Consider the following 6,395-nt stretch of genomic DNA (forward strand, 5'->3'; position numbering starts at 1 on the left):
TTTAAAAAGTTAGTTGGACGGCAGCCGAAATTATTTTTAAAGGAGGAAGATAACCGTAGGTTACAAACTCTGGATCTCCATCCTTATATTTTGTAAAAGTCAGAAGGTTCTGTGCCTGCAGCATAATTATACAGTTTGTTTCCTTGAGTATTAAAGGAAGCTTGTAGGATACTGAAATATTTTTTAGTCGCACAAACGATGCATCAGTCAGGGTCGCATCGCTGTCATAATAATAGAACTGGCTCATGACAGCTGCGCTGTTCTGTCCTGTAGTAAATATTTGGTATTGGGACACATCTCCCGGATTCTGCCAGCTGCTTGTAAGTCTCTGCTGTTTATTGGACATATTTCCCGCGGCTCCCATTGGGTAAATCTGGTTCTGCTGTTTCACAAATTGAAATAGAAAGTCAAGCTTCCAGTTTTTATACTCAAATTGGTTTTGAAGCCCTCCAAAATATTTTGGATTAAGATCCGCGGCATACTGCCTGTCCTCGGGGTAAGTTATATTTCCATCATTATTTAAATCTTCATATTCATATAAACCAGTCTGCTGATTCACGCCTTTTAATTTATACATGAGATAAATGTTTAATGGACTTCCTATTCTATATCTCTGGCTGTATGAAGAGCTTTCAAGGTCTGGAAAACGCAGCAGTTTATTTCTGGCTGCAGTGAAATTAAAACTGGTAGACCATTTAAAGTTTTCCGTATTGAAATTGATCGAATTGAAAGTTAGTTCAACTCCCTTATTTTCAACAGTTGCGCCAAGATTAGCCTGCAGTGTTGGAAATCCTGTGGTACCAGGCAGCGGCACTCCTACCAGCTGATTGGATGAGCGGTTTTGATAAAAGGCTGCTGACATTGTAATGCGGTCTTTCAAGAACCCAAGTTCGAGAGCGGCTTCAAGCTTTTTATTTATCTCCCATCCAAAATCAGGATTAAAAAGTCTGGAAGGCTGAAGACCGATAACGCCATTGTAGCTAATTCCGGAACTTGAATACGTATTCAAAAACTGGTAGTCGCCTATCTGGTCATTTCCTGTAGATCCATAACTGCCCCTAAGTTTGCCAAAACTCAGCCATGAACTATTCTTAAGGAAGTTTTCATTAGAAAAAAGCCACGCTCCTCCAGCAGCGCCAAAAACTGCAAACTGGTTTCCAGGTCCAAATCGGCTTGAGCCGTCACGTCTGGCAGTCAGGTTTATGATATAGCGCTGATTCCAATTGTAATTTATCCTCCCAAAAAATGCCTGATACTTATACTTACTTTCATCATTGCCCAGTATGCTGACAGTGTTGGCGGCTGCGAGATTATAAATTAAGCTGTTTGAACTGAATCCTCTGGCATACTGGTACAGAGTGCTGCTTACCTGCTGCTGGAATGTGGCGCCTGCCAGCACGTCCAGACTTCCATTTAAAATGTTTTTTTTCCAATTAATCTGCGGTTCAACTATCCAAGATGACCTGTCAGTATTGTTGGAGTAAATGGAAGAACGGATGCTGGTGACGTTATAAATGGGATTATACAACGTTGAAGGATTGGTTCTGGTTTCCAGTGTAGAGAGATCAGAAAATCCGAAACTGCTTTTAAGTATAAGACTGCTGGATATTTCGTAAGAAAGCAGTGTGCTGGCAATTAAATCCTTTGTCTTTGAATTGAACAGTGAATTATTGTTGCGAAGGGGATTCTCCCAAGTTGCATTCTCCCAGTTAAGAGAGCCATCTGAATTATATAATGCTGGTGCATTTGGAGAAAGAAATCTGGCAAGACCTGAATAATCAGTCGACGGGAGATTGTTATCCTGTATGTTATAGCCTGCAGAAAACGTCATCTTAAACTTATTATTTTCCGAGCGGTGGTTAATATTCAGCTGTCCGCCGCCACGCACATATTTAAAATCGCCAGGAAATACAGTAGTCTGGCTGTGGTAGTTTCCATTCAGAATAAACTGCGTATTATTGCTTCCTCCAGATATAGTGCCCTGCATATCGTTCAACTGTGCTGTTCCTCCCAATAGCTCTCTTTGCCAATCGGTATACCGGTTTTGGTTCCAAGTTCCATTTACATCATAATCGGCAGCTCCATACGGGATTCCGTCGTTAGCAAATGCCTGTCTCCGCATGTCGAGATACTGCTGAGTATTCATTAATTTCAGAAAACGTGTTACAGTTCCAGCTCCGGTTGAACTGGTAAGACTGAATTTTGTCTTGCCTGCTTTCCCTCTTTTAGTTGTGATGAGCACCACTCCGTTTGCTCCCCGTGATCCATAGATGGAGGTGGCATCTGCATCTTTCAAAACCTCTATGCTCTCTATCGTATCAGGGTTTATGCTGTTAAGAGGGCTTGTTGAGGACTGAAAAGCTGTTGAAGTAACCGTTGAGCCTATCGGTTCTGAAGAGTATGGAACTCCATCAATAATATATAAAGGGGCATTGGCATTGGCACGAAGGCTGTTCTGTCCTCTAATTTTAATATCAAAACCTCCTCCCGGAACCCCCGAGGACTGCGTCACACTAACACCGGCCATTCTTCCCTGCATGGTGGCAAGCACATTGGTCACAGGCTGCGTTTCAATATCTTTAGAGGTAATCCGCGCAATACTTCCTGTACGCTCGCTTTCTTTTACGGAATAATAACCCGCATTTACTTTCACCTCCTGCAGAGTAGTGGTGTCGTACTGCAGTGCAATATCGATTCTGCTTCTGCCCTGTACTGGGATAAAAGCCTTTTTGAAACCGATGAAAGAAACTACAAGCGTATCGCCCGATTCTGCAGTTATCGCATACTGTCCGCTGTAATCTGAAATAGCAGCGGCTCCTACCCTTCCTTTAACCGCGATGGAGACTCCAGGCAAAGGAGAGTTTCCGTCGGTAATGGTTCCTTGGATTTTTATTTCTTGAATAGAAAACTTAGAATACCGGCCCAGACATCCGGCAAATGAAGATGAAAATGACAGCAGAATGCATGAAAAAATTATGCAATAAAGTGCCTTCCCATCCTTGTAAAATGAAGAATAATTCATAATATTGGGATTGGTTAGTTAAATATGGATTTGATTAGCTAAGGTCCTCTGCTCTAGTTTGGTCGCTGCAGTAGAGGGCCATTTTTTTATGCATTAAGTAAACGGCTTAATTGTCATAAGGAGTATGAATTTTTTATTTCACATAGATAAGTGTTTAAAATATTCGACTTTATAAATGCGAAAAATAAAAATATACGGAAATATCGCTAAGAAAAAATAGAGAGTTTTGAGCATAAAAAAGCGTGGTACTCATCTTAAACGTCTCTGGTACTTGGCATGACCTCCACGAATAAGTGAGCCCACGCCAATAGACGTGAGCATCTTACTTATCATCTCGTGGTTTAAACTGCCAAGTTTTGAGCCGAGATTCTAAGCGAATGCTTCAATATTTTTTATATGAAGAATCGCAAAAATACAATCCTAATGGATTTAAAGCAAATATAAGAAAATTATTCTACCGTTTGCTATCGCAAACGATTTTTTTCCACAAATGAATTTATTTTGTTAATATAAACACACAAATTGGCTACAAATAAATCTACATCTTTAGCACTTTCAGGTATGCTTTCTAAAAAGCATATATGTAACTTTATTGCTAAAAAATGGATAATTGGCAAAAAAGATGAGCAAGGAAAAGAGCTTAGCTATACAGCATATGGCAACCAATGTGATCTTGCAACTAGTACTATTTCAAAAATTGCCAGTGATGGAGGGTACAATATTCCTATAAATACACTAATAAAAATTTTACGGAAGGAAGAGATGACATTATCTCAATTCTTTATAGAATGTGAAAAAGAGTATTTCTAACAATAAAAAAAGATGCCGCTTGGCATCTTTTTTTATTTATTTTTATCTTGTAAAGTAATATAAAAACATGAAAATAATTAACTCAGGATTTACTGTAATTACGATTGGAATCTTTTTTGTTTTTTTAGGGCTTTTTATTAGGTACAAAATTAATAAACGTAGATTTAATCGAAAAGGTCCAGGTGGTTTACAGCATTTTAAAAAATATGAACAAGCCTGGTTGGTTTCACTAATTGAAAGGATATTAATGGTGTTATCTTTTGTTTTAATTGTTACTGGCGTAATATTTTCTTTAGCAGTTATCATTTTTTAAAACTTCTTGTCTCTAATTATTAGTCATAATACACTTAGAAATACCTTCAATGGTGTTTTTTACATAACAAGTGTTTATACTGTAGGCTTTTCATTAGGAAAGAATTATTTTGCAACCTTTTATTTATTTAGATTACGGAAAACCGTAAAATAAAAACCGTTTTATATGTTTAATTTAGAAACTTAAACATGGCATAAAGACATCCAAAATAATACTAATTTAAGCACTTTTATCGCTTAATAATTTAAGTTAGCCATAAGCATAAAACAATACAAATATTAAGACAATTAAAACACTGAAACAAATGAGAAAATTATTCTTTGTAACAATTTTTAGTTTGACGACAATTTTTGCTTTTGCTCAAAGTACATCTGACAAACCAACTCAAAATATTTCTACAGATAGTGATGTTGGGTATAGGCTATTCGCAACAAAAAATATGTATACATTTATTAAAATAAACACAAAAAATGGACAAATGTGGCAAGTTCAATGGTCTGCAAAAGGTAATGAGTTCGAAACTCCGCTGTCCTTAATAACCAGAGTTACAAAAGAAGATGAGAAGAATGGAAGATTTTTTCTTTATCCGACAACAAACATATATAATTTTATTTTGCTTGACCAAATCGATGGACGTGTATGGCAAGTTCAATGGTCAGCTGAGCCCAAAGACAGAATTGTTCTACCAATAAATTAAAATTTATTATATTGTCAATTAGATTTTCAAACCAGAAAAGAGTTCTTAAAAATTATATTAAATAAAATCCAGAACCACCAACAGCTACTACAACGGATTTGGTCATTTGACTTAATGGAAAGTTGATTTTCTAATCTGAATATTTTGCAAATTCGAAGAATGGACTTAATTTAGTCAAAAACCTGTTATTTTTACGGAAAGTCAGCGGGAAGCTACCAAAATTGCAGATAAAAATCATTAAATATATGTTTATATTCGATAACAAAAACATTCCTTCTCAATTATTATTACCATCAAATTCAGATGAGGATATAAACATCTTAATAGGTGAAAATGGTAGTGGCAAAAGCACTTTATTAAATGATATTTCAAAATTCCATTTAGGTCAAAATTATAATGTGATAGCAATTGCAAATACAATTTATGACAAATTCAATTCACGGAATCCTAATTTCAAAATACTTAGATCTTCTATAGGTAAAACATTAGCAAGAAACACAATTGTCAATGCTTTTAAAATTTTGGCAAATGATGATTTGAAAAGACTACGAAACATTGCAAATACATTAGAATATATTGGTTTTGATCCTATAATAAGTTTTAAATTAAAAGGTGTTAATGCAGATTTTCGCGACAAAGTAATAGATTCGGAATTGCCTGCTGAAGAAAAAGAAATCTTGCTATATTTTTTAAATAGATATGTAGATAGAGAATTTTACGAAGAAAGCATTGTAAGTATAAATTTCAATAATGAAAAATTTGAAGACATCAAAAATTCTTATCTACTTACAATGTTCTTATATGAGAAACAGTTAAAATCTTTAAAGTTAATTAGTGGAATAAACATATATCTACATAAAAACAGACAGCATATTCCCTTAAATAAAGCAAGTTCAGGAGAATTAACCTTAGTTACATCACTCATTTATTTGACTTCTGTCATAACTGAAAATTCTGTTATATTAATTGATGAACCTGAAAACAGTTTGCATCCGAAATGGCAAATAGAATATATAACAAGAATTAACGACCTATTTTATTTCTATCAACCAAAAATTATTGTTGCAACACATTCTCCATTAATTATAAATGGTGCAGAAATGAATTCAAAAAATTTAAAAATATTTAAAGGGGCAAATGGAAATTTTGTTCTTGAACCAAATGAAAAAATTAATGTTGAAGAAATTTATCAAGAATATTTCGATGTTACAACACCTGAAAATCGTTATTTATCAGAAAATATAATAGACAAAATGAATTTGTTGGCTTCTAAAAATATTGGATTAGATGAATTTTCAAAAGAAATAAATAACATTCAAGATAATTCATATGATGAGAAGCAAAAAAAATTGCTCGAAGAAGTTTTAGAAATGGGAAAAAAAATAATCAATGATTTAGAATAGATGCCTATAAATTTTGATAATCAAGATCATATAAATATTAGAGCCGTCATTGCGGCAGGTGGAAACGTTTGGGCAAATCCACTTCTTAATGATGTTAAAAGAAAAATAAAGGATTACTACATTGAAAATGAATTGCCAAAATGTTGTTAC

The 6,395-nt window shown here is 34.8% G+C and carries 5 protein-coding genes; 4 read left to right on the top strand and 1 reads right to left on the bottom strand.

Translation table 11 applies throughout. The features are described 5' to 3' along the window. Position 1 precedes the first annotated feature (1 nt). The gene (locus VGE71_RS07080) at positions 2 to 3,022 is read right to left on the bottom strand and encodes a SusC/RagA family TonB-linked outer membrane protein (protein ID WP_331137695.1); all 3,021 of its coding nucleotides are present in this window, start codon (positions 3,020 to 3,022) and stop codon (positions 2 to 4) included. Between the two features lie 522 nt (positions 3,023 to 3,544). Between VGE71_RS07080 and VGE71_RS07085 the strand changes: the two genes are divergently transcribed. From VGE71_RS07085 to VGE71_RS07100, 4 genes are all read left to right on the top strand, one after another. Further along, positions 3,545 to 3,832 (top strand): hypothetical protein, encoded by a 288-nt coding sequence (locus VGE71_RS07085; RefSeq protein ID WP_290969611.1) that lies wholly within the window; start codon positions 3,545 to 3,547, stop codon positions 3,830 to 3,832. Between the two features lie 67 nt (positions 3,833 to 3,899). Next, entirely contained in the window at positions 3,900 to 4,145 is a 246-nt protein-coding gene (locus VGE71_RS07090; protein ID WP_331137696.1) for a hypothetical protein, read from the top strand. A 304-nt stretch (positions 4,146 to 4,449) separates the two neighbouring features. Further along, positions 4,450 to 4,842: a hypothetical protein gene (locus VGE71_RS07095; protein WP_331137697.1), complete on the top strand. Its 393-nt coding sequence runs from the start codon at positions 4,450 to 4,452 to the stop codon at positions 4,840 to 4,842. 245 nt (positions 4,843 to 5,087) lie between these two features. Next, positions 5,088 to 6,245: an AAA family ATPase gene (locus VGE71_RS07100; RefSeq protein WP_331137698.1), complete on the top strand. Its 1,158-nt coding sequence runs from the start codon at positions 5,088 to 5,090 to the stop codon at positions 6,243 to 6,245. Positions 6,246 to 6,395: the final 150 nt, after the last annotated feature.

This window comes from Flavobacterium sp., from assembly GCF_036405015.1.
Classification (GTDB): domain Bacteria; phylum Bacteroidota; class Bacteroidia; order Flavobacteriales; family Flavobacteriaceae; genus Flavobacterium.

Bases quoted from the DNA above. Each gene is read 5' to 3' on its own strand.
- VGE71_RS07080 (WP_331137695.1), bottom strand. From the start codon at position 3,022: ATGAATTATTCTTCATTTTACAAGGATGGGAAGGCACTTTATTGCATA.
- VGE71_RS07090 (WP_331137696.1), top strand. From the start codon at position 3,900: ATGAAAATAATTAACTCAGGATTTACTGTAATTACGATTGGAATCTTT.
- VGE71_RS07100 (WP_331137698.1), top strand. From the start codon at position 5,088: ATGTTTATATTCGATAACAAAAACATTCCTTCTCAATTATTATTACCA.
- VGE71_RS07095 (WP_331137697.1), top strand. From the start codon at position 4,450: ATGAGAAAATTATTCTTTGTAACAATTTTTAGTTTGACGACAATTTTT.